At 44.2% G+C, this 25,770-nt stretch carries 22 protein-coding genes and 1 pseudogene; 17 read left to right on the top strand and 6 right to left on the bottom strand.

Annotation, left to right across the window (positions count from 1 at the left end; all coding sequences use genetic code 11):
• The first annotated feature begins 451 nt into the window (after positions 1-451).
• The 4 genes and pseudogenes from P0X86_RS23100 to P0X86_RS23085 all read left to right on the top strand — a co-directional run bounded on the left by P0X86_RS23100 (position 452) and on the right by P0X86_RS23085 (position 5,380).
• On the top strand, positions 452-1,588 hold the full coding sequence (locus P0X86_RS23100) for a GntR family transcriptional regulator (RefSeq protein WP_277749080.1): 1,137 nt from the start codon (positions 452-454) through the stop codon (positions 1,586-1,588).
• 488 nt (positions 1,589-2,076) lie between these two features.
• On the top strand, positions 2,077-3,027 hold the full coding sequence (locus tag P0X86_RS23095; RefSeq protein ID WP_096776017.1) for an ABC transporter permease: 951 nt from the start codon (positions 2,077-2,079) through the stop codon (positions 3,025-3,027).
• 33 nt (positions 3,028-3,060) lie between these two features.
• Positions 3,061-3,980: pseudogene (locus P0X86_RS23090) on the top strand (carbohydrate ABC transporter permease).
• Between the two features lie 92 nt (positions 3,981-4,072).
• Positions 4,073-5,380: an extracellular solute-binding protein gene (locus P0X86_RS23085; RefSeq protein WP_277746564.1), complete on the top strand. Its 1,308-nt coding sequence runs from the start codon at positions 4,073-4,075 to the stop codon at positions 5,378-5,380.
• Positions 5,381-5,388: 8 nt separating this feature from the next.
• On the opposite strand, the gene P0X86_RS23080 is transcribed toward P0X86_RS23085, so the two are convergent.
• Together P0X86_RS23080 and P0X86_RS23075 are read right to left on the bottom strand one after the other, a co-directional pair.
• Positions 5,389-6,228, bottom strand: a complete 840-nt coding sequence (locus P0X86_RS23080; RefSeq protein ID WP_277746116.1) for an IS3 family transposase — start codon at positions 6,226-6,228, stop codon at positions 5,389-5,391.
• A complete protein-coding gene (locus P0X86_RS23075; protein WP_277746115.1) occupies positions 6,225-6,539 on the bottom strand; it encodes a helix-turn-helix domain-containing protein in 315 nt (104 codons plus the stop codon). Before P0X86_RS23075 ends, P0X86_RS23080 begins: the two co-directional genes overlap by 4 nt.
• 203 nt (positions 6,540-6,742) lie before the next feature.
• On the opposite strand from P0X86_RS23075, the gene P0X86_RS23070 reads away from it, so the two are divergent.
• The 4 genes from P0X86_RS23070 (at position 6,743) to P0X86_RS23055 (ending at position 10,005) form a co-directional block, all read left to right on the top strand.
• Positions 6,743-6,997, top strand: coding sequence for a conserved domain protein (locus P0X86_RS23070; protein WP_009589969.1), 255 nt, complete (start codon positions 6,743-6,745; stop codon positions 6,995-6,997).
• A gap of 94 nt (positions 6,998-7,091) precedes the next feature.
• Positions 7,092-7,880, top strand: coding sequence for a phytanoyl-CoA dioxygenase family protein (locus P0X86_RS23065; protein WP_277746563.1), 789 nt, complete (start codon positions 7,092-7,094; stop codon positions 7,878-7,880).
• 40 nt (positions 7,881-7,920) lie between these two features.
• On the top strand, positions 7,921-8,904 hold the full coding sequence (locus P0X86_RS23060; RefSeq protein ID WP_192571059.1) for a Gfo/Idh/MocA family protein: 984 nt from the start codon (positions 7,921-7,923) through the stop codon (positions 8,902-8,904).
• A gap of 18 nt (positions 8,905-8,922) precedes the next feature.
• Positions 8,923-10,005, top strand: coding sequence for a Gfo/Idh/MocA family protein (locus P0X86_RS23055; protein ID WP_277746562.1), 1,083 nt, complete (start codon positions 8,923-8,925; stop codon positions 10,003-10,005).
• 390 nt (positions 10,006-10,395) lie between these two features.
• Here the strand turns inward: P0X86_RS23055 and P0X86_RS23050 are convergent, their stop codons facing one another.
• Positions 10,396-11,247, bottom strand: coding sequence for an AraC family transcriptional regulator (locus tag P0X86_RS23050; protein ID WP_347177516.1), 852 nt, complete (start codon positions 11,245-11,247; stop codon positions 10,396-10,398).
• A 173-nt stretch (positions 11,248-11,420) separates the two neighbouring features.
• Between P0X86_RS23050 and P0X86_RS23045 the strand changes: the two genes are divergently transcribed.
• From P0X86_RS23045 to P0X86_RS23005, 9 genes are all read left to right on the top strand, one after another.
• A complete protein-coding gene (locus tag P0X86_RS23045) occupies positions 11,421-12,812 on the top strand; it encodes a family 4 glycosyl hydrolase (protein WP_277746560.1) in 1,392 nt (463 codons plus the stop codon).
• Positions 12,813-13,254: 442 nt separating this feature from the next.
• Positions 13,255-13,716 (top strand): hypothetical protein, encoded by a 462-nt coding sequence (locus P0X86_RS23040; protein ID WP_277746559.1) that lies wholly within the window; start codon positions 13,255-13,257, stop codon positions 13,714-13,716.
• 202 nt (positions 13,717-13,918) lie between these two features.
• Positions 13,919-14,449, top strand: a complete 531-nt coding sequence (locus P0X86_RS23035; RefSeq protein ID WP_277746558.1) for a GyrI-like domain-containing protein — start codon at positions 13,919-13,921, stop codon at positions 14,447-14,449.
• Between the two features lie 15 nt (positions 14,450-14,464).
• Positions 14,465-15,208, top strand: a complete 744-nt coding sequence (locus tag P0X86_RS23030) for a class I SAM-dependent methyltransferase (RefSeq protein WP_277746557.1) — start codon at positions 14,465-14,467, stop codon at positions 15,206-15,208.
• A gap of 1,021 nt (positions 15,209-16,229) precedes the next feature.
• Entirely contained in the window at positions 16,230-16,703 is a 474-nt protein-coding gene (locus tag P0X86_RS23025) for a hypothetical protein (protein WP_192571068.1), read from the top strand.
• Positions 16,704-16,921: 218 nt separating this feature from the next.
• Positions 16,922-17,302, top strand: a complete 381-nt coding sequence (locus tag P0X86_RS23020; protein ID WP_277746556.1) for a VOC family protein — start codon at positions 16,922-16,924, stop codon at positions 17,300-17,302.
• A 159-nt stretch (positions 17,303-17,461) separates the two neighbouring features.
• On the top strand, positions 17,462-18,517 hold the full coding sequence (locus tag P0X86_RS23015; RefSeq protein WP_213579357.1) for an ankyrin repeat domain-containing protein: 1,056 nt from the start codon (positions 17,462-17,464) through the stop codon (positions 18,515-18,517).
• Between the two features lie 388 nt (positions 18,518-18,905).
• A complete protein-coding gene (locus tag P0X86_RS23010) occupies positions 18,906-19,412 on the top strand; it encodes a DinB family protein (protein ID WP_213579356.1) in 507 nt (168 codons plus the stop codon).
• Between the two features lie 138 nt (positions 19,413-19,550).
• The gene (locus P0X86_RS23005; protein ID WP_213579355.1) at positions 19,551-20,405 is read left to right on the top strand and encodes a phosphotransferase family protein; all 855 of its coding nucleotides are present in this window, start codon (positions 19,551-19,553) and stop codon (positions 20,403-20,405) included.
• A gap of 346 nt (positions 20,406-20,751) precedes the next feature.
• On the opposite strand, the gene P0X86_RS23000 is transcribed toward P0X86_RS23005, so the two are convergent.
• The 3 genes from P0X86_RS23000 to P0X86_RS22990 all read right to left on the bottom strand — a co-directional run bounded on the left by P0X86_RS23000 (position 20,752) and on the right by P0X86_RS22990 (position 25,761).
• Positions 20,752-22,179 (bottom strand): PQQ-dependent sugar dehydrogenase, encoded by a 1,428-nt coding sequence (locus P0X86_RS23000; protein ID WP_213579354.1) that lies wholly within the window; start codon positions 22,177-22,179, stop codon positions 20,752-20,754.
• Between the two features lie 231 nt (positions 22,180-22,410).
• On the bottom strand, positions 22,411-24,783 hold the full coding sequence (locus P0X86_RS22995; RefSeq protein WP_213579353.1) for an AraC family transcriptional regulator: 2,373 nt from the start codon (positions 24,781-24,783) through the stop codon (positions 22,411-22,413).
• A 96-nt stretch (positions 24,784-24,879) separates the two neighbouring features.
• Positions 24,880-25,761 carry a carbohydrate ABC transporter permease gene (locus P0X86_RS22990; RefSeq protein WP_096776001.1) on the bottom strand — a complete coding sequence of 294 codons (882 nt, stop codon included), beginning with the start codon at positions 25,759-25,761 and terminating at the stop codon, positions 24,880-24,882.
• Positions 25,762-25,770 lie beyond the last annotated feature (9 nt).

Here is a 25,770-nt window from a genome sequence, read left to right as displayed (position 1 = left end):
CGCACAGCTGGTCTGAGATGTCTCGGGTCCTTTTTTATATAGAGTATGCATTGTCGGAAATGTACTACTGTATAATCGTGAATAGTACGCATACATGGCGAATTTGTCTTCAAAGGATTTAACGATTTCTATGAGCCAACACTAATACTAAAGAACAGATCTGAATCGCTTCTCATTTTTTATGAGACATGTTTCGAAAAAAACAAGGGTTCTTATCCTTTCTTTTAGCAACTTTTATGATCCATCATAGTATAAATTTGTATTTTCCCGCGCAAGCTAACGAATATGATAGATCAATAAATAAACAGCGGCAGTCAGGACATGATTTTCTCGTCCATGGCTGCCGCTGTTTCATGATTAGAGCATGGAATAAAACGCTTACGCCATTCGTAACGTATATATTAAACATATTGAATGAAATGTGGTGATTCGGTTGAGCTCTACGGAAAGAATGCCTTTGTATCAGAGGGTTCAAGAGTATATACGCGACTTGATATCGTCGCAGGTACTGAAGGTTGGAGACCGTATACCTACGGAAAAGGAACTCATGGAGCGTTTTGGAGTAAGCAAGATTACGGTCGTTAATGCCCTGGCCGGCTTGGTTAACGAAAAAATCATAACCAGGGTGCCCGGAAAGGGGACTTTTGTAAGCGAGCCCGAATCTCAGATGCCGGCCACTCCTCCTATAAGTACCGTAAAACCTGTCCATAAGACTAGCGGAGAAATGGGGACGCGGTTGATCGGGCTCATTATGCCCAGCATTTACGATTATTTTACGATTCGACTTATACAAGGTATTCAGCAAGCGCTGAAAGAGAACGATTACCGCTGCGTTATCTATTTATCAGAGGGCGATATTGATAAGGAAAAAGAGGCGATCCAGACATGCAGTAACATCGGAGTAGAGGGATTGCTGATTTTCCCGGTGGACGAGGAACTATTCAACGAGGAAATATTAAGCATGAAATTTGCGGGGTTTCCGTTTGTTCTCATCGACCGTTACCTTCCCGGGGTGGAAACGCATTATATCGCATCGGACGGCAGGCTTGGCGCTAACATGGCGGTCAATTACCTGTGGGAGCTGGGGCATCGTGATATCGCCATCTGCTCCGATTCGCCCATACAAACCGTAACCGTTCAAGAACGGATCGATGGATATATGAATGCCTTCAAGGAAAAGGGAGCACTCATTAACCCTGCCCATATCGTAACCGGTTTTGAAATCGGAAGCCTTGAGCAAACCCATCCATTGTACCGCTATATCAAAAATCGAATGGCAACGGCTTATATTACGCTTAATGGAATTCTTGGAGTAAAAATCTATCAGATTGCGCGTCAAGCCGGATTGAAGGTGCCTGAGGACATTTCCATTATCAGTTTTGACGATCCGACTTCCATCATCGAAGGATATAGCACGTTCACGCACGTTAAACAGTTTGAACGAGACATGGGCTACCGTGCAGCTTACACGCTGCTTGAGGTGATTAACAGTGATGACGGACAAGACGGAAAATACTTTAAAACCCTAGTGGAGCCGGAATTGGTCATTGGCGAGACGACGGGAAAAAACGTTTCATCCACTTCATGATACCAACATCTGCTTCTTCCTATATATGCAACCTAATAACGAGTCCGATGCGCTGAGCCTGACAATGGAAGCGATGGCTGCGCGGACTCTTTTACTAGGTCGGCCATAACTTCCTCTCATGAAATCCCCCCCCATAATAGTTTCCCAAAATCAAATCAATAAAGAAATCCAACAGAAGCTCTTCCATCCATTCGCAGGTCGCTACATCTCAATATAATACTTTTTATCAGACCATTTCATAAGGATATATTGAATATAATGTATCCTTGCCGAGGAATAAAAACACCTGAAAAGAAGGTAGGGGATAGGGGATTTTGCCCCGTTTATCTATAACTTAAGGTTACTTTTTAACCAAATGAGGAAATTGTGGAATGATTCCTACACCATATTGAATATATTTAAACTATAAAATTGAAACCGCTTGCAATGGAGGAGGGGGAGACAGTCGCTATATACCGTACGACGAAGATGTAGGAGGTGTTCGGAGAATGGTACCAAAGGGTGCTCTTATCCCTGGATTGGAGCAATTAAAAAAGAATAAGAAACTAACTAGAATATGGTATTTCAGGCACATATACTTATTTTTGCTTCCTGCTATCATCTGGTTCCTGGTGTTTGCTTACTATCCGATGTACGGCATTATCATCGCATTCAAAGATTACAAATTCAATTTGGGGATATTGGGGAGTCCGTGGGCGGGATTTAAATATTTCGAGCAGTTTTTAAACGATTCCAGTTTTTACGATGTGCTCCGAAATACGTTATCCATTAGTGCCCTTAAACTTATTTTCGGATTTCCAGCTCCCTTGATCCTAGCCTTAATGCTCAATGCCGTCATGCACAAAAAAATCAAAAGAGTGTTTCAAACGATTTCCTATCTGCCGCACTTCGTTTCATGGGTCGTTGTCGTTACCCTGCTTCAAAAAATCCTGTCTCCGAACGTAGGGCTTATCAATGACATTCGGTACCAAATGGGTTTGGATCCCATCTTTTTTATGGGAAAGCCGGAATTATTCTATCCATTGGTCCTCATATCCGACATCTGGAAAGGCGTAGGCTGGGGTTCGATCATTTATTTAGCCGCGTTAACGAATATCGATCCACATTTGTATGAAGCTGCGGAAATCGACGGGGCTGGAAGGTGGAGCAAACTATTCAAGATCACGCTTCCCTGTCTTACGCCAACGATCGCCATATTGCTTATTTTCTCACTCAGCGGAATACTGAACGCGGGTTTTGACCAAATCTGGCTGATGCAGTCCCCGGCAACCTTAAGCGTCTCGGAGATCTTGGACACTTATGTCTTAAAAACAGGCCTCCAACAGGGGCAATTAGCATATTCCACGGCCATCGGTTTATTCAAATCCGCGATCTCGCTGCTGCTCATCGTTGCTGTCAATAATATATCCAGACGCGTGAGTAACGTATCGTTATGGTAATCAGCTAGCACTGAAGATGAGGAGGTGTGTGTTATGGGTGCAAGTAGGCTGTCGCCGGCAGACAAAATGTATATGACGCTTAACTATGCGGCGCTGCTTTTATTCTGCGCTACGGCGCTATATCCATTTATCTATTTTCTAGCCCTGTCTTTCAATGACGGCTACGACGCGATGAAGGGGGAATCTATTTTTTCCCCAGAGTGTTTACATTAGAAAACTATGCAAAAGCTTTTAGCAACACGTTGATCCTAAATTCCTTCTATATTTCCATTACCCGAACCCTTGTGGTTACGGTTGCCTCCGTATTTTTGACGGCCTTATTAGCCTACGCCCTTTCGCGGAAAGGTTTGCCGGGAAGAAAATACATCGTATTCTTCTTTTTCTTTACCACGTTGTTCAGCGGCGGACTGATTCCGACGTTCATCCTGTTCCGGCAAATCCACATCCTGGATACGTTTTGGGTGCTGGTGCTGCCGTCCCTATATAACTTTTTCAATGCGATTATCATGAAAACCTTCTTCGACGGGATCCCTGAAGGTCTGTCGGAATCCGCCCGAATCGACGGCGCAAGCGAGTTGTCCGTATTTGCCAGAATCATTCTGCCTCTATCGATGCCGGTGCTTGCTACCATTGCTTTGTTTGTCGGGGTGGGCGTGTGGAATGACTGGTTTACCGGTCAGTTTTTCATACAGAATGAAAAGCTGCAGCCTGCCGCTACGTTCCTGAACAAGATGATCAGCGAAGCGTCTTTCCAGTCGATGACGTCGTCGTCGGGAAATAGCGGCTCCGCCATACAAAACATGACCGAAACGCAGATGGAACTGCGAGGCGTTACGCCGGAAGCCTTGCGGATGACGTTCGTCATCATTATAACGACGCCGATCATCTGCGTGTATCCGTTTCTTCAGAAATATTTTGTGAAAGGCGTACTGGTAGGTTCTCTTAAGGAGTAGTCGGTATAGAAGGCTATGCCTTTTATATAAAAAAACTTCCAATGGAAGGGGATTGTAGGATGAGGAAGAACAAGCGCAGGAGTGTTCTTGGCATGACACTAATCGCTTTACTGCTTCTAGCAACCATGACGGCATGTACGGGAAAAGGCGGAGGGGAGGATGCGGGTACGGTTGACACAGGTCCGAAGGAGCAAGGTACTGAAGAAATAAAACCGGTGACCTTGTCTTTCCTCAGTGCTTGGAACGGTGGCGGAGCCGGTTTCCCGCAGGACCAGGAGAATAATCCCGTAGCCGGGCAGATCAGGGAAAAAACCGGGGTCACGTTGAAACTGGAATCCATCACGACAAGCGAAGTAGAAAAGCTAAACACCATTTTTGCTTCCGGTACGGTTCCGGATATCGTTAACGCACCTTTCTGGTCTACGACAGGAGGAGAAGGACAAGTCATCAAGAAGGCGGCCATGGAAGGGCAGCTTCTGGATTTAACCCCTTATCTCGATAAATACCCGAATATTAAAAGACTTGTGACTACCGGGATCGCGAAGGATTTTGCCGAGTTCGATCTCAATAGTCCCGAATTCGAAGGCAAGACGTATCTCATTCCTACGGAGACCCCGGACGGTACCCCTGAGAGCATTCATAATTGGAATTACGGCCTTTTTGCCAGGGGAGATATCCTGAAAGCTTTAAATGTAAAAGCGGAGGATATTGATACGCAAGAAGAACTAGTGGATCTATTGATCAAGATCCGAGACGGCGGTTTCAAGGATATTGGCGGGAAGCCGGTCATCCCTGCCGGAACCATGTGGAACGGATGGGATTACGGCCAATTCCTTGCCGGATGGACGGATTACACGATTTCGGACTACCGTGAAGTGGATGGAAAACTGATTCACTGGACGCAGTCCAAGGACCATGAAGCTAGGTTGTTATACATGAGAAAGTTATTAACGGAAGGTTTGTTTGATCTTGAAGCCTTCAACAATACGAGTACAACAGCGAATGAAAAGCTGACGACGGGCAAGCTTGCCGTATTCGGAGCCCAGCCTATGTTAGTTGATTTACAAAAAACGCTGTATAAAACGAATCCGGAAATGCAATATGAACTACTCGGGCCGATGAAGAATAAGAGCGGAGAGATTCGAACGCAAGTGGAAAAACCCGGCCGTTCCGGATTCCCTGTCCTTTTCTTAAGCGCTAACATCAAAGATCCCGATGCCGCATTGCGGTACATTGATTATGTCAACAGCGAAGAAGGCCGATTGCTTGCATATTTCGGAATCGAAGGAACGCACTACACGATGGAAAACGGGGTACCCCAATGGATCTCTGATGTGAAAAAACAATTCGATGAAAACCCGGATCTGAAAATGGTCAAGACCCCATTTAGTGGACATTGAAAAAACACCTAGGCTGTAAACTGGCGTCGGTACTCTACCGGCGTCAGTTTATTTAATTTGCGCTGTGGTCGTCTTCGATTATAAAATCGTATGTATTTCTCAATTCGGCTTTGTGCCTCCGCTAGATTTCGGATATCATAAGGATAGAGCCCTTCCGTTTTGAGATGCGAGAAGAAGCTCTCCATGGAGGCGTTGTCTAGGCAATTGCCCCGGCGAGACATGCTGATTTGGGCGCTAACCTTTGGCAGCATGTCGTGATAGGCATGAGACGTGTACTGGAACCCTTGGTCGCTGTGAACGACCAATCCGGTCACGTCTTTTTGCTTAGCAAACGCTTTGGCGAACGTCTGCAGAACCAATTCATTGTCGTTACGCTCGCTGAGCTGGTAGGCCACAATCTCGTTGTTGAATAAGTCTTTTACCGCCGAGAGATACAGCCAACGCTCACCCACCCGGTATTGGGTTATATCCGTTACCCATTTTTGGTTTGGTCTCTCCGCCGTAAAGTTACGCTTAAGCAGATTCTCCGCCACACGCTCCGCGGCCTTGTATACCATGTTGAATTGGCGCTTCTTGCGAATGCTAGCTTGGAGCCCAAGTTCTTGCATGAGACGTAGCACCTTTTTGTGATTCATCCACACACCGTGATCCTGCCACAGGAACAGTTGGATTTGTCGGTAACCATACTTTCCTTCGTAGCGTTTGTATACTCTGCGGATCAGCCGTTTGTCTTCGGCATCCCGGTCGTTCTCTTTACGCTTTAAATAGGCGTAATAGCCACTTCTAGAAACACCAATGAACTGGCACAGTTCAGCTACTTGCCCTGATTTTGCTGCTTGTTCGATCATGGCGAAGCTTTCTTTCTTACCTCCTTCATCCAGATTTCCAAGCACTTTTTTAGCATTTCATTCTCCCTTTTTAGCTTTTGGACATAGCGATCTTGATCCAAATATTCTTCTCGTCTTCCTCGCTGATCCAATAATCCAAACTCACCTAATTCCCGATACTTTCGCATCCACTTTTTTACACGATCTTTATCTTGAATCTCAAAGTGCTCGGTAATTCGCCTATATGTCCACTTTTCCTCAACATGAAGGCGAATCGCCTCTTTTTTCACTTCATCTGAATATGATTTATACTTTTGACCTTTCTTTGCCATAAAAAATGCACCCCTTAGAATTTATCGGAATAACCAAGGGGGTTTTCCAATGTCTATTCTAAGGGGGGCACTTCAAAAGAGACGCAGGGCTTAATTATCTTCCAGGAAGGTTCATAGGAGCATTCTCCTCTGAAGTCACTTGGCCTACGCCCGAAGATCAAAAAACGGAGTGGCAAAAGCTGGAGGAAAGTTTCTCGGCAAAAATGCCTATCAAAATCATAGACAAAGTAAGCGCCAGCTACCTTGCAAGAGAGTGGCCTAAATATCAGGAATATATCGATAAAACCAGCAGTTTGAATTTCGATGAGGAATTTAAGAAAGCGTTTTTTGCAGGGTCAGATGAAGAAGCTCTCAATATGCTTCATAGCGTTCAAGAAAAATTCAGAGCGGCCGGCGTGGAAGAAATGGCGGAGTTCGTGGCTCAAAAAGCTGCAGAACGTGATGATGTCGGGTTCTAGTGAAGAGGTTTGCGGGATGGTGTCACTGCCATCCCGAATATTTCATGAATACTAGGTCAGTCTTCTTTTAAATATGCAAGAGAGGGGACAACTCATGTTAAACCCGGTCGTTTCAGCAGGCGCATTCACTGAACTCGATAAGTTTATGTTCGAATCGTGGGGTTATTTTGTCATTCCGAATGTGCTGTCGAAAGAGGAGGTCAAAGCATGCCTGCAGGCAATCATTCGAATTCATGAAGCGGCAGGTACGGTCGGTTGGGGTCAAGTCGGCAGAGGGTATGAGTCTGAACACGCTCTTGAAAACTTAATGGATCATCCATCGGTTTTACCGAAGATAAGGGGTTTACTTGGCGATCGATTCATTATGCAGTCCGGGTGGAATACGATGCAGCCGGCAAGGGGGAGGATGGGAGGCTGGCATCAAGACGGATCCAGCGCTTTCGATTTTAAGAATCTGGGGTACCCAGTCCCCCTTATTCAGCTCCGTGCTTCATTTTTATTGACCGATCAGGAAGAACCCGGCATGGGGAATATGGAGTTCATTCCAGGCAGCCACCGCAGTCTCGTTCCACTACCGGATTCGATCCGGACTGCAAATTCGGGTACGCCGATCAGCCATGTGGTATGTGCATCTGCAGGATCAGTCCTGGTGTTTCACAACGCCGTATGGCATCGGGCGCACGAACATAATTGGGATTACGACCGCTATACCATGCATTACATCTATAGCCCTCCGTGGGTAAAGCCCTCGGACCGTTTTCATAACGATGTCAACTTTATGCAAAGAACTACGCCTGTGCGAAGAGCTTTAATGGGGGATTTTTCAAGGCCTGATGCGCCATTTGGAGCAAGTTATACGCCACCTCCCTTTGAAGAAAACTAAAATCTTGTAAAAAATATAAACGATGACGGAGGGGAAACGCATGTTGAACGTTGCGATGTTAAGTAAGTGGCATGTGCATGCAGATGATTATGCAAGAAGGTTGCTATCGCACGGTAACGTCAAGCTCACGGCAGTCTGGGACGAACAGCCTGAACGGGGAAGCGAATGGGCTGCCCAATTGGGAACGGATTTTGAAGCGGATTTGGATACGCTGCTAGAGCGGGAAGACATCGATGGGGTCGTGGTGGATGCTCCTACAAGCATGCACGCTGACGTCATGGTAGCTGCCGCTGAGGCCGGCAAACACATCTTTACCGAGAAAGCCATGGCTCTTACCGTAGAAGAATGTAATCGAATTTCTGCAGCGGTACGCAAAGCAGGCGTCAAGTTCTGCATTTCATTTCCGGCTCGCACAAGGCCTCACCAATTGTTCGCGAAGCAGCTGATCGATGACCATGTATTAGGGGACGTGACGCTTTTGCGCATTCGGAACGGCCACGACGGCGCATTGAACAATTGGCTCCCGGAATACTGGTACGATGAGAAGCAAACCGGCGGCGGTGCGATGATGGATTTGGGATGTCATCCGATGTACTTAGCCAGCTGGATGTTGGGTCAGCCCAAACGAATCACCTCCATGTTTCATTATTTCACCCATCGTGCAGTGGAAGATAATGCGCAGTGCTCCATTGAGTTCGTCAACAATGCGGTCGCACTGGTCGAAACAAGCCTTGTGACGTACAGAACCCCTTCTGCACTTGAGATTTACGGTACGGAGGGCACCTTGATGATCTCGGATGATACCGTTAGAGTCATCTCGAAGAAGCTCGATTCCCCCTTTTCCGGATGGATCTCACCCACTCAACTCCCTAAAGAGCAGCCGCTTCCGATCATCCAATGGGCGGATGCATTGATTCATGACAAGCCGATGCCCTTCGGTTTGGAAGAGGGAACGAAATTGACGGAGCTATTGGAAGCGGCATACATCGCTCATAAGGAAAACCGAACGGTAGAGTTCAAATAACGCGAGGGAGGGAATGCCATGAGAACCGTAAAAGTAGGGATCATCGGTTGCGGAATGATTGCGAACGGCAAACATATGCCGTGTTTGTCCAAGTTAGACAACGTGCAGATGGTGGCCTTTTGCGACTTGAAGCCGGAAAGAGCCGAGGAAGCTGCGAAAAAATACGGCACGCAAGGCGCTAAGGTGTTTACGAATTACAACGATCTGCTTGCCATGGAAGAGATTGAGGTCGTGCATGTGCTAACACCGAACAGCTCGCACGCGACGATTTCCATTGATGCGCTCGAAAGCGGCAAACATGTCATGTGCGAAAAACCAATGGCCGTCACAGGTGCGGAGGCCAAGGCGATGTACGAAGCCCACTTGCGAACAGGCAAGAAGCTCACCGTCGGGTACCAGAATCGTTCCAACGCCAAAAGCCAGCTGTTAAAAAAGATGATTGCCGATGGGGAACTTGGAGATATCTATTTGGCAAAAGCGGTCGCTACCCGAAGAAGAGGCGTTCCGACATGGGGCGTGTTTCTGGATAAAGAGAAGCAGGGTGGCGGTCCCATGATCGATATTGGAACCCACTCCCTGGATCTGATCCTATGGTTGATGGATAACTATGAACCGGAGAGCGTCGTCGGCAGTGTCTTCCATAAACTGAAGTATACCGAAAATGCCGCGAACGAATGGGGGGCCTGGGATCCAAACGAATTCGAGGTAGAGGATTCGGCCTTCGGGTATGTGAAATTTAAAAACGGAGCGACGGTCATCATTGAAACCAGCTGGGCCCTTAACATTGCGGAAGGTGGCGGCAACCTGCTGTGCGGAACGAAGGGAGGAGCGGATTTTGCTAAAAATGAACTGCGGATCAATGGCGAGCGGGACGGAAGCTTGTTCCTGAATAAAATCGAGGTGAATCCGAATGCGCGAGAACAATTCAGGGGAGAAGAGTTGACCGATTTCGACTATGAAGCCAAACAATGGATTCACAGTATCGTGAACGATACCGAACCCTTGGTTAAACCGAGGGAAGCGATGATTGTTTCACAAATATTAGAGGCGGTGTATATATCCGCAGAAACAGGAACAACCGTTTATTTTGATAAAGAATAAGGACCAGGAGATTTCCGCGAAGGCGGGGATCTCCTTTTTTATTTGCGTCATCGGTCTGAACCCCTAGATGAACTGTTGATCAATGGAATCCAGTATGCTGTTTTATTTACGACGGGCAATTCATTCTGGCAGGAGACGAGACTTTATCCGATGGTTTTGCTTCCTTTTATTTTCTTATTATTTGCAGCGGCCATGATTAGTCGGAGCTTATACAAATTGACAGGAAACATTTGGCTCGGTGCAATGGTGAATACCTTGATCATCACGATGATTGGAGTTGCGAACACGGCTACCTTGGCTTCTTTTCAGAGCTAGTTGTAGCTGAGGTGCACCTCTTAGAATGCATTGGAATAAATCTTGGTTTATCCGATGTCAATCTGGGGGTGCTGGCTACTCGAATTTCGAAGGAGGCACGTTGTAATATTTCTTGAACGCTTTCGAAAATGTGAACGGATCCGGATAGCCGAGGAAGCCGGCGATCTGCTGGATCGTATATTTTTTTTCATAGAGATAATCCCTTGCTCGGTTCATTTTGATTTGGGAAATGTATTGCCCTGGCGTGATGCCCACGCTTTTCTTGAAATAGGAGATAAAATACTTCTCGGAGACGCCGGCAATCGCCGCGAGCTCGTTCATCCGAATGGAACGCTGCAAGTTCGCATCCACGTATTGGAATACGTCCTGCAGGACATCCAGGCTTCCTTCTGTTTTTCTCGGCTTCCTGCCATTCAGAAATTTGCCGGCGTAGGCCCCATGCCCGTGAAGCTCGAGAATTTTAGCCATTACGACGAGAAGAAAAGCCTTTAAGTAGAGCTGGTTTCCCAACGTCCCGCTGCTTTGCTTCAATCGATGATAGGCCTTGGTGAACAGCGTTGCTTCTTCCCGGATCAGGTCGCCTGCCACAATACCCGGGAGTTGAAACTCGCCCAAAATTCGCTGTTGTTCTCCGATGCCGAAATCGAAATGTATGTATAAGAACCGGCAAACATCCTCGGTCGTCGAGGCGATATAGGGCATATCGGGGTAAAAAAACACCACGTCCCCCGGGACAGCCGTATGTTCGACCCCGTCGATGGTGATCTTCACCGAGCCCGATTGAATGAACCAGAGATCGTAATCGGGATGCGACTTGTGTTCGATCCAGCCCGGGTCATGAGCTTGTTCCGAATAAGAGCTCATCCGGAGGCTTATATACTCCGAGAGTTCGTTGATTATACTCATGTTCATTTTCTTGGCGCACATCGGATTTCCACTGTCTCCTCTACCGCATGACATTCTTAGTTTTAAGCAAGTATACTAAAGAATTTATGAGATGTGAATTATCATACTATATGACATGTTTTGAAAACCATCGTACATTCCGCTTTTCGGCCACTCTCCTATAATGGACTTATATCCTATGAGGAGGGTTAATCATGAATGGTTCCAACATGCAGCAGCCGAAGGTGGTCGTCATCGGAGCAGGCAGCCTGTTTTTCGGTCGTCAGTCCATATGGCAGATGGTCCACTCCCCCTACCTGAATCGGGGAACGCTTGCTTTGGTCGATACGGATGAGGAGAGGCTGTCGAAAATGGTGCGACTTGCCCAGATGGTGGCCCGGGAGAACAACGTCTCCTTGAAGGTGGAGGGCTCGACGGACCGAAGACAGGTGCTTCCCGGGGCCGACTTCGTTGTACTCAGCTTTGCCGAACAGTCGGTGAAATATCGGGGGATCGATTGCCAAGTATCTTTGAAGTACGGCATCCGCATGTGCTCCGGAGATACGATCGGACCGGGCGGCATATTCCGAGCGATGCGGGAGCTTCCGGTCATCATGGAATGCGCCAAAGACATCGAGGAGTTGTGCCCCGACGCCTGGGTGATCAACTATATTAACCCATCTACCGTCCATGGTATTGCATTGCACCGATATGCGCCGAAGCTAAAATCGTTCGCGCTGTGCGACAGCCATCATATGCCGCATAAGAAGGCCCATTATGCCGTGCGGGCCGGCATTATCGGGGACCAAAGCGAGTTCACCGCGGAGATTGACCGGAAGTTCGACTTCCGCGTCGCCGGCGTCAATCATTTCACATGGCTGCTGAAAGCGGAGTTCGATGGAAAGAATGTCATGCCTGCGATTGCGGAGGCCATGCGCAAGGCGGCTGGCGAAGAGAACAACGGCGGCGACCACGGCGCAAAAGCGCTTCATAACGACGCCATCACGTATGAACTGTACGATATTTTCGGATACATTCCTACCTGCACGGCCCATACAAAGGAGTATGTCCGGTACTGGCAAGCTCTCGGCAAAACGCAGGACTCCATTCCGCCGTTATCGATTTGGGAGACGGAGGACCGATATCAGCGACACGACGAGATGTGGCGACAGGTGGACGACTTTCTCTCGGGGAACATTCCGATTGCCGATTACATGAACACCTTCGGCCCGGATCATGCGACGGACATTATCGAGAATATGGTGGGAGATCTGGGAAAGCGGTTCTTCATCAACACGCTAAACCGCGGGGCGGTAACGAACATGAGCGACGACTCGTTCCTGGAGCTGCTGTGCGACGTAAGCATGGAAGGGGCGAAGCCGGTCCACGTAGGCGAGATGCCGCGGGGAATCCGAGGCATGCAGGAGCTTGTGCTGGATACGCATGAGCTTACGGCTGAGGCCGTCGTGGAACAGAGCTACGAGAAGCTGAGGAGAGCGATGCTGACGGATCCGCTCGTGAATTCCATCAGCGATTCGGACCAGATCATCAAAGAACTGCTGGTACTGGAGCGTGAGATGATCCCGGACGCTTGGTACGAAGATTGACCTGAACTTAAAAGTTAATGCGGAATACATCAAGACCCCGGTTATAAGGAAGCCATTCGTTCTAAGTGAAGCATTTGCTCTCAGATTACCGCCGAAACTAAAAAAGCAGAGCGAAAAGACCACAAGATTCCCTAATCAGGAATCATGTGGTCTTTGGTTTAATACGGCCGAATTGCGTGGAGCCGGCATGCTTCAAGTGGCAGCTGTATTTACTTGGTAGTGTTAAGTATGGTTGAAACAGTATTTAGACAGCCGCAAAGACTCGTGTAAAACCTTATTTGTAACAGATACCATTCCAATGAAACGAGAGGCAATTCCAACGCTCTGATGGGTATTGTAGCGTATTGCTGGATATCGAAACAGGAAAAAACCGGTCGTTAGTGATCTTATGAACTTGTAAATGTTTAACATTACTAATAGTATATGATCAAGAGGTGATTTTTTGTTGAGAAAAATCTGTATCATTTTCGTGTTCATTTTAAGCACCCTGACTCTCGGGTGTTCGCAACAGGAATCAAAACCATTAGTTGTACCAAACGAATATCAACATGCTAAGGATATACTTGATCTTTTAAACAATGAGGGGCTCAAAATTCAAGAAATTCATAGTTCTAAGTACACTGCATTCTTCAATACAAATCCTAATTACTCGATGTACATTAAATCTGATATGGGAGTATTCGAACTTGTACATCTTGAACATAAGAACGGCAAGGAAATAGATATTGTAGTAGAGGAAGCAACTGATAGTGGGGAATATAAATATGTCGTTTCAGAGAATGGTGTAGAACAACTATTAATCCTAGGCTCAGAGAATTATTTTATTAAATCGGACGAATACATTACTATATCGAGAGATAAAGATTTGAATGATAAAATTAAAAAAGCACTAGAAGTTCAATAGACCTAATAGTGTATTTGGGACGTAGTCAAACTATGATTTCGAATCGATTATTATTCGGAAATAGAATGCCACAGTATTCGACAGTCAACTATATCCTAAACCAAAAATAATTCTTGAGTGAAGAAAAACAGCCGTTTCTAATAGAGATTCGGCTGTTTTTTCATGGGCTGGAACATTATTCACGGGTTAGTGGATGTTCTAATTGGACGACAAACGTCTTGCCGTATTTGAAGGTGCTTTTAAGTTAGCTGGATATGGAATGCATTCGAACATGGCAGATAATTATAGTCATCAATTTGCGGCTTATTGGGACTCATGTGATGAATCAAATTTAGAAGAAAAGCTTTATGAACAATTGAAACCACCAAAACATGGTGAAGTTGGAGTATGGCTGCCTTATCAGAACGAAGGAAATGCCATCTATCTATTTGGCGTTATTGTCAATGATTTCAGCCAAGTAACCTCTGATATGGTGGTTGCCGAAATCCCAAGCGCTACTTACGCCGTTTTCACTACTCCGCCCATCAACAATCTAGCAACTGCCACAACATACGAGAAAGACCCATTATCCGTAGTCATTAAGGAGACCTGGAGATATATTTTTACAGAATGGTTTGATCAGAACAAATATGAGCTGGATGAATCTCATTTTCCATTTGAATATTATGATGAACGTTGCCATGCCTCTGAGAACTCAATCATGGAAATTTATGTACCAATAAAAAAAGAATAGAAAGAAGTTGACGATATGTTTACTGAATATGGTGAGTTGAGTACCAAGCTATATCAATTAACCAAGCCTGCCGGATATTCGATTGATGGTGATTTAGAGTATTATTTTGATCATTTGAAAAATACCAAAGGTAAAATTCTGGAAGCCGGTGTTGGCACTGGCAGAATGATGATCCCTCTTCTCCAGAAAGGACTTAATGTAGAGGGGGTAGACGTGTCTGAGGATATGTTAAATCAACGTAGAGCAAATATGGTAGCTACAAATGTAAGAGGAACTCTGTATCAAGGAGATATTACGAATCTTCGTCTGCCAGAGAAATACGAAGCGATAATCATGCCGACTGGCAGCTTCTGTCTGTTACCGCGAAATCGTGTTAAAGAAGTACTACATTCTTTTTATCAGCATCTTGATAAACAAGGGAAAATTATTATTGATTTAGAATTACCAACAGGTTTTATTCCATATAAAATTTCGACAAGTCCATATTCGATTGATGATGATTCTGGCATTCTATTTACCTCAACGACTCAGGGAATAGATTGGCATCAACAAAAAACTAGCTCCATTCATCGATACGATCTACTCAAAAAAGGCAAGATTCAACAAACGGAAATATCGAATTTTGTGCTCTATTGGTACGGAATCGAAGAATTTCAGCTTTTGCTAGAACATGAAGGATTTATATCTATTGAGTATCAACTTGGATACGGGAAAAACTCATATTCTTCACTTATCACCTTTTTTGCAAGCAAAGAATAATATTGGAAATCAACGAACCATCGTAGCCGCCCACCGGTCATTCTTGGCGAACGGTCAGAGATGTGATTCACCGTGCTGAAAATAATAATATCATAGAGCTGAAGCCGGAGATGGATAATCTCTGGCTATTCGGCTTTCTTTACCCTGAAAGGCGGACTTTTGAGCGAGGTTATTACCAATAAAAAGAAAACCTGGTGAGTTGGTAGAGGTTGATAGGATTGGAAGTACATTGTCGGTGACCAATTGTAGTACCGTTAATAATGAAAAAGCCCATCTGTTGCAAGCTTGCCATTCAGCCAGTATTTCTACGTTGAAGCTTTTATGGATATGAAAATCAAGAGTTGGATCATAGTTCATATTCATGCTTTCAAATACTTTGTCGGCGTTGACATTGATGGTTTGAGCGTTTACTTTTCTTGGAAATATTCAAACAGACTAGTCACGCTAGTCCGTTTCATTATGCTTGTATGTATCCAAGTTCAAGTAGAATCAAAAGGCTCATTTATTTCGACAGGAAATCCAGTACTATTTGATTGAATTCATGAAGTGTCTCGACAAAGCGGAGATGGCCACAGTCTTGCATGGTAATTTTAGATGAACGTTCTATTCGCTTATGTATAGTATCGGCAGGCAGCCTGTTTGTTAACTCCATGATTCCACAATCATACTTTACAGTCTAATTAAGCTACCTTAATCAAGTATTAAGGCTTATTAGACTATTTAGTCTAACTTAAATATAATATAGTATTTGCTAAGCGACGAACGACAAGCACATAAAGACTCGGTTTATCGACTAAAGGTGGAGATTTATACTAAAAAGGAGCGACTGGCGAATGAAAAAGTCACTACTTCAATGGGTTATCATGCTATCGGCAGTTTACTGTATTGGACATATCTTATTTGATTTTAAAGAAACGCGATGGATGAGGATTCTTACCGGGGCAGTTGAAATATCATTCTTTGGAAGCATACTTCTCTATATTTATTTAAAAAGCGCCGAGGGAAATGAAAGGAATTAAGTATGAAGAGATATATTGAGTTTTCTTTTTATCTACCGTTTTTTGATTTGATAGATGATACGGACGAGGTATTCAATTTAGAAGAAATAATGAGACAACTAGATATTAGTTTTAATAAGATGGAATTGTATAACCAGTATTTATCTTATGGTGAAGGACCATTTAGGGCAGGAAAGGGAGACATTTTTGTCTTTTTTAAGAAAAATGATAAGGATAGTTTTATATTAATAGATTTGTTTAACGATTTTACCGATCAGCATAACATGGTGAAATTAGGAGTGCGTTGTGAAATTAAATATGATAAACAGATAAGGAATATACTATATAATATTCATTCTGGGGCAGAGATTAAAAGTAAAACAAAAGAGAGTCATGATGATTTACTGAAGTTGGAGATCAGCAGCGAAGATTATCCAAAAGAAATCCGTTATGGGGATCGAAAATACATAAAAAACATTTATTATGACGCTTTCTAAACATCATGTTAGCAGTTCAAGAAGGCAGGAGATACATCTATAACATAATATTCGCGTGGCGTGGCGTGGCGTGGCGTGGCGTGGCGTGGCGTGGCGTGGCGTGGCGTGGCGTGGCGTAAACCCTTCGATCGTCTGATGTATAATCATGGAAGATAACTCGGAAGTGCAACTTATTATACCAACAAATCATTTATGTTTTTCATGGGAGGTTATTAATATTGCAAAGTCCAATTGCAAGCAGGGTAGATACAATCTTTATTCATGTAAGAGACTTAGAGAAGTCTGTAGACTGGTACAGCAAACTCCTTGGAATCGAAGTTAAAGATATAACCCAAGGACCAATTTATACTTTCGATATGGGACCTGGACGCCCTGGGCTAACACTTGATAATCATTGTTTTGATGAGATGTACGAACTGAAGACGTCGAATCAACCATTATTTAATTTGAGTGCAGATGATATCAATGCAGCGTATCGGTTTGTAAAAGAATTGGAAGCAGAGATTGTAACTGAAATTCAAACATACCCTGATTTATCGGATTTCACATTTAAAGATCCTGATGGGAATATATTAATGATTTGTACTTGTTTCAGTTAATGCCGAGATAGACTTATACGAGTATTTTTGGAGAAGGCACTAGCATCATATTGACGCATTGGGCTATTCCTCTCGATCTGAGTGAAAAATGGTAAAATATAGGGTTTTTATCGAAAAGAAGAAGATATATAAATTCTGACGTCAGGAGAGAAAGCACATATGGGCAAGAAGAAAAAAACCTTACCGAAAAATTTTGATGAACTCATTGAAGCAGGCGATTTATCCGCATTACAAGAGGTATTTACCCGATGCGAATTGGATGCCCGTGGCGGTTACAGTAAATCAACAGCCTTGAGCTTTTACCAAGTACCGAATGAATTGGTTCGCTGGCTCGTAGAACAGGGTGCTGATATCAATGCTAGAGACAATTACGAAGCAACGCCTCTGCACAAACATGCCATGAGTTGGTGTGGTCATACGGAGCTGCTGCTTGATTTGGGTGCAGATCTGGAAGCCGTTGATGATCAGAACGAGACACCGTTATTTGCCGCCGCAGGTTCATTTAAACCAAAAGCGGTTCACACGTTGGTTGCTAAAGGCGCTAATATCAGCGCAATAAATAAAATGAGACAGACTCCATTAGAAAAAGCTTTGGCCATGTGCAGGAACGCGGACATTGTCAATATGGCGGAAGTTGCCGATATTTTGTTAAACGCTGGAACAACTGTAACGCCGGAGATGCAAGACTCTATTAAGCGAATCGGAAACGACTTTGAATTTCACAGAGAAGGTTTTAATAAAGAATATTTGAATCAAACCGATGAGGCACTTTTACGTCTATATGAGCTATTTGATGTTCCTCCAGTAGAAAAGCGAAAGACGCACGACGGCGCCTCTTCGATTACAGTATCAACAAAGGGATGGCAGGCACAACATCATGAACTCTGGAATTTACTCATTCCTTCAAAAGGACATGCGAAAACCGTACAGGGTGAGGTTATCCGGATTACTGGTAAAGTGTCATATGAAATTTTAGATAATGGCGGGATGAATTGGGATCATCAATATCGTAAAATGCTCAATCGTTTGATACATTACTTTAGTTTGGGTACACCATTAAATCCCGCTTCACTTCAGGAGGCAGGAATATTAGCGAATGAACTGCACAACGGAAATGGCAGCGATGAGCCTGCGAGACTGTGCGAGCTGGCAGTGCATTGGGTTCTCAGCAATCCGAATCCTATTACTCTGGAGCAGCCTGACTATAAGCGATAACATATATTCGACTTATCAATGTATATAATAAGCATTTTTAAGCAGAATACATTCCCTTTTTCTAAGCACTTCGTAGCTAAGAAAAAGGGGATATTATTTAAATTTAATACATAAGAAATGTAAAGAACGAAGTGAAATGAAGGAACTAATGAAGTGCGTTGTAGAATTACTCGAAGAAGATATTGACATCTGATAACACCATATTCACGAAACGCGGCTTACACTCCTTGGTCTGCCAGAGACATCGAAAAAGTCATTTCAGGCAGACAACCCTGCACCACCTTAATGCATGGTAGCCAGTCGCTCTGCTCCTTTAAGGGGTTAGGATTCGTGAATACAAGAACGTTATAGGAAATATCCGCAAAATATTAAAGAAAGGGAGTTTTTTATGGAGCTTCAAGAAATCAAACAAAAATTAAAAGAGACCAGAGACGAATTATTTGGAATTCTTACTGGGTTGAGCGGAGATCAATTAAACCAACAGAAAGACTTAAACAGTTGGAGTATTAGTCAGGTCTGTCAACATCTTTTTAAAACAGAGGAATTATATGTCGTAGCTATAAAGAAAGGGTTAAAGAGCAAAGAAGATTCGTTTATAGAAAATAAATCAGTCGAATTTCTGCTTGATAGAAGTCAAAAGCTAGAAGCTCCTGACATCGCTAAACCAACGGATGAATTTTTAGAATATGAAGAGATCATTGAGAAACTAAACAATTCAAGACAGAAGTTACTTGAGCTATTAAATACAGTAGAAGACGAGTCAGTGCTGAGTAGAAGACATTTTATACACCCAGTCTTTAAAGAGATGTTATTAATTGAATGGGTTAAATCACTGTACTTACATGAACAAAGGCATATTAATCAAATAAATGAAATTATAGATAGACTTAAGTAAATAAGCTGCATATTCGAAAAAAAGGTGGGTACAACCTATACCATTTTATTCATGCATCGGGCATATGGGAGTTGGACATCGTGAATACATTAACGTTAGCCGAAATAACAAAAACCTAAAAGACAGGAGTTACCTTTAATGTTATATACATTAGGACAAAAAATCGGAGAAGGTGGATGCTCTGAGGTTTTCGAAGTAGGGAATAATAGAATCATAAAACTAGCCAAAGAGAATACAAGTTTCGAAGCTTTAAGAAGAGAGTATTTGAATAATTGCATCGCTTGGGAATGTGGACTCCCTATTCCTCAGCCTTTTGAGTTAACGAAAATGAGTGGAAGACCGGGGATTGTATTCGAACATATTGCAGGTAAAACTATGATGGAGCGTTTTTTTAATCAGGTTATCGTTAGCCATAACAACGAAGTTAAACAAGCGGACGTCCAGCTTACAGCTCAACTACTATTTCGCGTTCACCAAGCATTAGCTGAAGGTAAGGAATTGCCTTGCCAGAAAAGCATAATAAAATCAAACATTTTGAGTGTTAATTACCTGAGTGCCAGTGAAAAAGAGAGCGCAATTTCCTTATTAGAATCGCTAGAAACGAAACAATGCCTGTGTCATGGTGATCCAAATCCACGCAACGTAATCGTCAAGGATGACGGCGAAGCAATCTTGTTAGACTGGATGAATGCAACCATAGGAAATCCTGAAGCAGATATTGCTGAGTATATTGTAATGATTCGATATGCCGTATTGCCGTCCTCCCTTCCCGAGGAAACTAGAGTTATGTTTGATTCGATTCGTGAGGATCTAATTGATATATTTATAGACGAATACTATAGACTCTCGGGGATTTCTTATGATGATGTAGTGCCTTGGATAATACCGATTTTAGCAAGGAAATTGTCTGCTGATGCCATATCTGATGTTGAGAAGAAGAAGCTAGTTGCAGAGATAAGAAGAGACTTAGGGAAACAGAAAAATCGAGTGTAGGCAATTCTTTCACGCTGGGGGCCATCCGGCCCTCGGTCAGGCAGAGGGTTTTCGAGGAGGAATGGCCATACAAAGCTGCGCAAAGCGTACCGATCCTAACGAGTGGGGCGTCATTGCAATGTGTTGGGCTATGAATTGGCAGATTGTCCCGTCTTATTCAAGAAATCCCTTACTTACGTTGATTTTCCGGAACCGTTATCACCCACGATCGTAAGCCATACCCCTTCATCAAGGGTTAGATTGATTTCCCGAAGTGTCCAATCCTGGTGCGAATCGTACCGGAACCATACGTTATTGAACGAAATAACGTTTTCCATCATTCTGGCCAGATTTGGTTCATTATGAATCATGGAATAATTTCAAAAACGGTACCTTGGTTAGCATCAGCCACTTTCATCGAGCCATAAACCCCTAAATAGAGTCTGGTTTGATTCAGATTCGTACCCAGACTAACATAATACGCGGATTGAGACCCAAACGGATCATCGGTTTCAATAACATGAAAATCATTTAGCTTACCATCCGTTCTTACCTTGGTGTAGGCTAAGACTCCTCTAACGGGAAGTTGAGATTCAGGCCCTCGAGCCAGGTCGGTAAACACAACGTTTCCTGATAGAGAGGGGATTTCACATCCCAAATAGGGCTGTACTCCTGTAAGTGCGGTTGCTCCAAACTTATCGGTTCGGGAATCTTCATGAAAATAACTTGTCAGAGGCTGAAGACGCCGTACGGAAGTTCTTACAGCTTCCTCGTAATAAGCAATGGTTTTCTCGTTCAAAGCCGGATTTGCAGAGCAGCCGGTTATGATCGAGGTCGGAAAAGCACCTTCCCACCCGCGCCAGCCCAAGTTAATAAATCCTTCATGGTCAGGTTCCGTTTTCATTAAAGAAGCTTGTATAAGCTGAGTAACCGGTATCGGTTTATAATGTACGAACGAAAAAATCGACTCTACGAGATCCTGTCCAACATTCCCTACGTATTTGATATACTGATTGTAAAACCTTTGAAATGAAATGCCGGGTATATTGCGAACGCCTTTGGCGATTACCGTAAGCGTCTCCTGAATGGGTACGGGCAGTTCATGAAAACGCGTAACGACGGGCGGATTATCGATATACGTATTCTTAACGACATCAATTTCGATGATTTTACCTGCGATTTCCATATCGTCTTGGCTTAAATTGAACGGATCATAGCCTGATCCGCCATCACCGGTTGTCAAAACAAGCTTTCCTGTTTCAGGGGAAAAGTTTAGGCTATTGACACCGTTATGATTTAAAAATGGCCTTCTGATATTAAGTAACGTCCGCCTTTTGTGAGGTTGGCCATTCGATTGCAGAATCCATTCTTCGACTGTATCGATATGATCGTATTGATGTTCTCTATTTGCCCACTTTAGGTTTAAGGTGCTAGCATCGCACGGGTTAGGCTTAAAAGATTCAGGAGGAGCACCTGGAAGGGCCCCTGGACCTTGGGTTCCAGCTGCTGAATAATGGAGATAAAACAGACGATTATAATAAAATTGGGGATGAAATGCCAACCCTAGCAGTCCCCGTTCATCATATCCGCCGCTAGAACCACCTAGTTCCAGGATTCGCGGACGAATATCTAAGAAAGTCTCTATAACTCCGTTTCCTATGTAAAAGATCTCGCCTACCTGAGTCGCAACAAATAATCTTTCGACGGAGTCGCCCGGAAGAATCGTTGTTTTCAACACAGTGGGTAAATTCAGCTTGCTAACGATGGGCCGTAAACTAACTTTAACTTTCGTCAATTCACTTAACCCTCCTTTTATGGCTTTCTTGTATAAGCTTATGATTAGAACCGGTTATTATTCCGGAGGAGCGGCTAGTAGCATCCATATCATGGTGCACTACGGTCCATGGATGAATAGAGGAGCAATGATAAAAATCCTCGGAGAAATATGAGCGCAAAACGATTAGCAGCACATCCTTTCTTTTAATGAGAGATATGCTTCTAATGTAAAATAATGTAGTAAACATTCCTATTGATTTAATCCAGCACATTTCGTAATACTCTCTCTATATTTACCGGGAGTAATGCCTTCGACCTTCTTAAAAACCCGAATGAAAACCGTATCGCTTGTATAACCGACCATCTTGGCAATCTGTGCGTTGGTCAGTCCAGGATCCGACATCAGTTTCTTAGCGTGATCCATGCGTACGACAGTCAGGTAGTCGTTGAAGTTCTGTCCACTCACTCTTTTAAAAAATTGCGAAACATATTGCGGCGTGATCTGCAAATGCTCAGACACTAAATTCAAGCTCATATTGGGATCGGCGTAATTGGCTTGAATGCAGGTTTGAATTTGCAGCAGGAGCTGTTCATTGTGATCGCTTCGTTCCAGTTTGAACGATTCGGCGGCCGATACATACAGGTCCTTCGCTTTTTCAAACATTTCATCGGTTGTTTTACAGGAAAGCAGGAAACGCACGGGGTGGATGTCACCTTCTGTAAGCTTCCGGTAGGCCAGCGTATCCGAATCCGATGCCATGATACGCAGCAGGGTACCGGCAAGACTGAATAATAAGCATCTCCCGAGCTCCGGAGTGATGGATTCGTCCCGAAAATTTCGATCGAACAGCCGTGTAAGCAGTTGGACCACTTGCTCTGTATCGCCGCTTCGAATACAGTTGATTAACTGCAGCTCGGTTTCGACAGGGTAATAATACTGCAGCTTTTTCTGGCGAATATCATGATAGTAAAAGGTCGACAGCTGCCCATTGACCATCCTGTACTCCAAGGCGGCAGCCGCTTCCAAATAGGCTTCTCCAATCTGATGCTGGCCCTTATGAACGCCGCTTATGGCTATGCTGATCTCCAGCTTGAACCTAGTCTCCAGCATGCGATGCAATCCGGATACGATGTCCTTCACCCGGCAAGCCGGATGATCCATCTGATCCGGCAATAGATTAACGAGCAGGGCCAGCCGGTCTTTCTCCAAGTCGATCGTATGTATCGTATGCCCTTCATAGACTGTATCTTCAGCCAAATTGGAGATGATAAATCGCACCAATGCCCATTGTTTTTCACTTTGGTTCGGTGCGAACCGGGTCATGTCGTCCACTTGAACGAGAATGACGATAAAATGAGGAAACGGAAAATGGATGCCCATAAATTCCAGCGATTGTTTCATTTGCTCTGGAGGCTCAAAGTAGCCTTGAAGCACTCGATGTAAATAGTTAGAACGCAGAACGGGCAGTTGTTGAGTCAGTTTGTTTTTAATATGCCTTTCCTCGTCCCAGGAAATTTTCATCATTTCCAGGATGTAGTCAAATTCATTCACAGCAGGTTTACGTGGATGAGACTTTCCGGCCTGAATCGCCTCTATCATTCTTTTGATTGGAAAATAGTTCCTATACGCGATTCCATATGCAGCCGCGCTCCCCGCAAGGATACATAGCAAGAGAAGCCACAGCGCAAGATGCTCCATTTGTTTCACTTTCTGCAAATATACATTCAAAGGCATCACAGCAATATAGTACCATCCGACTTGTCCCGAGGTTGTGAATGATACCGTTACATCTTGACCGTTCAGATTGTAATTGCGTAAACCGGAGTTCGACTTCAGTTCATTCAATATCGAGTTTGATAACGGACTTGCACCGGGGGTACTGCTGATGAGTTCATGATTTTGGTTCACGATATAAACGGAACTCCCGTTTGCGGACTCGATTTGTCGTGTCATTTCGTGAATCTTGGTTTCATCGATCAGAACCGTTAGACTCCCTTTCATGTTGGATGTTTCTTCGACCGGCAACGATTGCATAAAGGTAATCACTTGCATGGGGTCATCCTTCAGGGAGCCGTTTCGTTGTAAGGTGGAGGACGGCAGGTAGGTTTGACTATGATAGCTAGTCATCTGCTTACGCCATTCTTCATAGGTCAGATGTTCAAAGCGATAATATTTATCATAAAAATTGTGAGAATCGGTTACGAGATTCGGTTTGATCACAGAATCGCTTCGGTCCAAAAAAATATAGAAATCGTACACAAAATCCTTGGTCATTCTCGAATGCATCGTTAAATAATCTTTTGTAAACTGGACCAAATGATACCGTTCTGACAAGTCTTTGATTTCCGTATCCAATAAATAACGCAGCTTCGGATTGAGTATAATCTGATGGGATAACTGTTCAATTTCTTTGAAATGGCTGTCTATATTGAGACGCATCTGCTCCAGCATGCCGAGATTGGACCGTTCCGCATTGGATTTCATGATATGTTCAATATTGGTATAGAACACAAACCAAATCAGGATGGGAAGCAGGAGCAGAAGACAATTGGATACGAGCATCCTGATGAACAGGCTTCTTCTTCTGCTCTCGGCATTCTTTCTTCGAATGATTGAAAACATGGCGATCACTCCTAGTATAGAAAAGCTTGCTCAGTCCCATATACTTCGGGAAGAGCAAGCTTGCTCCCTTCATTGGATGACCGATTCGTGTGATGATCATTCTTTTAACGCACCGATCAGGACACCGTGCACAAAATACTTTTGCAGAAACGGATACAGGCATAATATCGGAAGCGTAGAGATGATAATCGTCGCATATTTGATCGTGATCCCGATGTCCAGCCGATCTGTGGCTGCTGCGCCGGTCGTCATGCTGTCCGTACTGTTCGAGATCAGAATTTCACGGAGCACTAACTGCAAGGGAAATAACTCCCGATCACGCAAATAAATCAATGCGCTAAAGTATGAATTCCAATGTCCCACTGCATACCACAAAACCATAACGGCAATAACAGGCATCGAAAGAGGAACAATGATTCTGCTCATAATGATCCAATCATTGGCCCCGTCGATCCGCGCGGATTCCTCCAAACTAACGGGTACCGCTTGAAAGGCGGTTCGCATAATGATCAAGTTAAATGAACTGATAGCCCCCGGCAAGAGAAGAGCCCACGGCGTATCCAGCATGCCGAGACTGTTCACCAGCAGAAAGGTTGGAATGAGCCCCCCATTGAACACCATCGTGATCACGATGATGAGCATGATGGAATTGTTGAAATAGACGTTGCGGCGAGAAAGGGCATAGGCACCGAGCGTTGTCATGAATAGGTTGATGATTGTGCCGCCAGCGACATAGAAGAGGGTGTTCCGGTAACCGGTCAGAATCATGGGATTATCCATGACGGCTTTATACGCATCCAGATTAAACCCGGTAGGGAAAAACAGCATGCCGCGAAATCGGGCGATTTCTGCAGGATCGCTTAAAGATGCGAATAATACGTAAAGGAACGGATAAAGCGTGACGAAGCAAAGCAGGAGCATGAAGCATGTATTGACGACGGAGAATATCGATTCACCCAGACTGCGTTTGTGAAACATACCGTTCCT

It is taken from the genome of Paenibacillus sp. BR1-192, from assembly GCF_029542445.1.
GTDB lineage: Bacteria > Bacillota > Bacilli > Paenibacillales > Paenibacillaceae > Paenibacillus_AQ > Paenibacillus_AQ lautus_A.
Note: the sequence above shows the minus strand (reverse complement) of the source record. Positions and strands in the feature narration are given on the sequence as shown.

What these genes read in the sequence shown, in the direction of transcription:
- P0X86_RS23100 (WP_277749080.1), top strand. Translation starts at nt 452, where the DNA reads ATGCCTTTGTATCAGAGGGTTCAAGAGTATATACGCGACTTGATATCG.
- P0X86_RS23095 (WP_096776017.1), top strand. Translation starts at nt 2,077, where the DNA reads ATGGTACCAAAGGGTGCTCTTATCCCTGGATTGGAGCAATTAAAAAAG.
- P0X86_RS23085 (WP_277746564.1), top strand. Translation starts at nt 4,073, where the DNA reads ATGACACTAATCGCTTTACTGCTTCTAGCAACCATGACGGCATGTACG.
- P0X86_RS23080 (WP_277746116.1), bottom strand. Translation starts at nt 6,228, where the DNA reads ATGATCGAACAAGCAGCAAAATCAGGGCAAGTAGCTGAACTGTGCCAG.
- P0X86_RS23075 (WP_277746115.1), bottom strand. Translation starts at nt 6,539, where the DNA reads ATGGCAAAGAAAGGTCAAAAGTATAAATCATATTCAGATGAAGTGAAA.
- P0X86_RS23070 (WP_009589969.1), top strand. Translation starts at nt 6,743, where the DNA reads ATGCCTATCAAAATCATAGACAAAGTAAGCGCCAGCTACCTTGCAAGA.
- P0X86_RS23065 (WP_277746563.1), top strand. Translation starts at nt 7,092, where the DNA reads ATGTTAAACCCGGTCGTTTCAGCAGGCGCATTCACTGAACTCGATAAG.
- P0X86_RS23060 (WP_192571059.1), top strand. Translation starts at nt 7,921, where the DNA reads ATGTTGAACGTTGCGATGTTAAGTAAGTGGCATGTGCATGCAGATGAT.
- P0X86_RS23055 (WP_277746562.1), top strand. Translation starts at nt 8,923, where the DNA reads ATGAGAACCGTAAAAGTAGGGATCATCGGTTGCGGAATGATTGCGAAC.
- P0X86_RS23050 (WP_347177516.1), bottom strand. Translation starts at nt 11,247, where the DNA reads ATGTGCGCCAAGAAAATGAACATGAGTATAATCAACGAACTCTCGGAG.
- P0X86_RS23045 (WP_277746560.1), top strand. Translation starts at nt 11,421, where the DNA reads ATGAATGGTTCCAACATGCAGCAGCCGAAGGTGGTCGTCATCGGAGCA.
- P0X86_RS23030 (WP_277746557.1), top strand. Translation starts at nt 14,465, where the DNA reads ATGTTTACTGAATATGGTGAGTTGAGTACCAAGCTATATCAATTAACC.
- P0X86_RS23025 (WP_192571068.1), top strand. Translation starts at nt 16,230, where the DNA reads ATGAAGAGATATATTGAGTTTTCTTTTTATCTACCGTTTTTTGATTTG.
- P0X86_RS23015 (WP_213579357.1), top strand. Translation starts at nt 17,462, where the DNA reads ATGGGCAAGAAGAAAAAAACCTTACCGAAAAATTTTGATGAACTCATT.
- P0X86_RS23010 (WP_213579356.1), top strand. Translation starts at nt 18,906, where the DNA reads ATGGAGCTTCAAGAAATCAAACAAAAATTAAAAGAGACCAGAGACGAA.
- P0X86_RS23005 (WP_213579355.1), top strand. Translation starts at nt 19,551, where the DNA reads ATGTTATATACATTAGGACAAAAAATCGGAGAAGGTGGATGCTCTGAG.
- P0X86_RS22995 (WP_213579353.1), bottom strand. Translation starts at nt 24,783, where the DNA reads ATGTTTTCAATCATTCGAAGAAAGAATGCCGAGAGCAGAAGAAGAAGC.
- P0X86_RS22990 (WP_096776001.1), bottom strand. Translation starts at nt 25,761, where the DNA reads ATGTTTCACAAACGCAGTCTGGGTGAATCGATATTCTCCGTCGTCAAT.